This window comes from Streptomyces hilarionis, assembly GCF_024539675.1.
Lineage (GTDB): Bacteria > Actinomycetota > Actinomycetes > Streptomycetales > Streptomycetaceae > Streptomyces > Streptomyces hilarionis.
Genome location: NZ_JAHHIT010000021.1, coordinates 1 through 1,802 on the forward strand (window position 1 = coordinate 1; position 1,802 = coordinate 1,802).

At 71.4% G+C, this 1,802-nt stretch carries 1 protein-coding gene; it reads left to right on the forward strand.

The window, feature by feature from the left end:
- On the forward strand, positions 1–1,802 hold a 1,802-nt coding region (locus KMS84_RS04665), incomplete at both ends, for an SDR family NAD(P)-dependent oxidoreductase (protein ID WP_256914736.1).

Here is a 1,802-nt window from a genome sequence, read left to right on the forward strand (position 1 = left end):
CGGATCGTCCGGTTCGAGGGCCGGATCGGGGTGGCGGCGGTGAACGGGCCGTCGTCGTCGGTGGTCTCGGGCGAGCCGGGGGCGTTGGACGATCTGCTGGCCGAGTGCGAGACGGCGGGGGTGCGGGCGCGTCGGATCGCGGTGGACTATGCCTCGCATTCCGTCCAGGTGGACGCCCTCAACGAGGACCTCCTGACCGAACTGGCCGAGATTCGGCCGCAGTCGTCGTCGGTGGCCTTCCACTCGACTGTGACGGGTGAGCGGTTGGACACCGTGTCGTTGGATGCGGCGTATTGGGTGTCGAATCTGCGGGAGCGGGTGCTGTTCGAGCCGGTGGTGCGGTCGTTGGTGGATCGTGGTGGTGCGGTGTTCGTGGAGGCGTCTCCGCATCCGGTGTTGGCGATGGCGGTGCAGGAGACGGGTGAGGTCGCGGATCGTGTGGTGGCGGCGGTGGGGTCGCTGCGTCGGGACGACGGGGGTGCGGGTCGTTTCCTGACGTCGTTGGCCGAGGCGTATGTGGCCGGGGCGTCGGTGGACTGGTCGGTGGTGTTCGCGGGGAGCGGTGCGCGTCGGGTGGAGTTGCCGACGTACGCGTTCCAGCACCAGCGCTACTGGCTCGACGACGTCACTCTGCCCGGTCGGACAGGTGCAGCCGTCGATCCGGTGGACGCGGCGTTCTGGGGTGCGGTGGAGCGGGCGGATGTCGAGGGTGTGGCTGCTCTCGTGGACGGTTCGGTGCCGGATGTGTGGGGGCCGGTGGTTCCGGCGTTGTCGGCCTGGCGCAAGGGGCGTCAGGAGCGGTCGGTGCTGGATGCGTGGCGTTACCGCACGGTGTGGCGTTCGGTGACGGTGCCGGCGGCGGCCCGTCTGTCGGGGACGTGGTTGGTGGTGAGTGCCGGTGGGGACGCGCCGGTGGAGGAGGTGCGCGGGGCGCTGGAGGCCGCCGGGGCCGAGGTGTCGGTGTTGGCGGATCTCAGCGAGGCCGCCATCTCGGAGGCGTCCGGTGTCGTGTCGTTGCTGGCGTGGGACGAGCCGTCGGCGCTGGAGTCGACGCTGCGGCTGGTGCAGGCCCATGGCGAGAGCGGTTCGGCAGCCGCTCTGTGGGTGCTGACGCGGGGCGCGGCCGCGGTGGGTGCGGACGATTCGGTGTCCGCGACGCAGACGCAGCTGTGGGCGTTGGGTCAGATCGTGGGGCTGGAGCAGCCCGCGACCTGGGGTGGTCTGGTCGATGTTCCCGCCGTGTGGGACGAGCGGGTTGCGGGGTCGTTGGCGGGGGTGTTTGCGGCGGGTGATGGTGAGGACCAGGTGGCGGTGCGGTCGTCGGGCGTCTACGGGCGTCGTCTGGTGCGCGCGCCGTTGGGGGCGAACGCGGCTCCGGTCCGGGCGTGGAGTCCGTCGGGCACGGTGTTGGTGACGGGTGGTACCGGTGGTGTGGGCGGGCATCTGGCGCGGTGGCTGGCGAGGGAGGGCGTCGAGCGTCTGCTGCTGGTGAGCCGCAGGGGCGGGCAGGCGGATGGTGCGGCCGAACTCGTCGAGGAGCTTGCCGGGTTGGGCACGGAGGTGATGGTCGCCGCGTGTGACGTCACCGACCGGGCGGCCCTCGCCGACCTGCTCGCGGCGATACCCGCCGAACACCCCCTCACCGCCGTCTTCCACGCCGCAGGGGTGGCCGGCTATGCGGAACTCGCCGTCGCCACGCCCGAACACTTCGCGGACGTCCTCTCCGCCCGTGTGCTCGGTGCGCGTCATCTGGACGAGGTGACGGTGGAGTTGGGTGTGGAGCTGGAGGCGTTCGTGGTGTT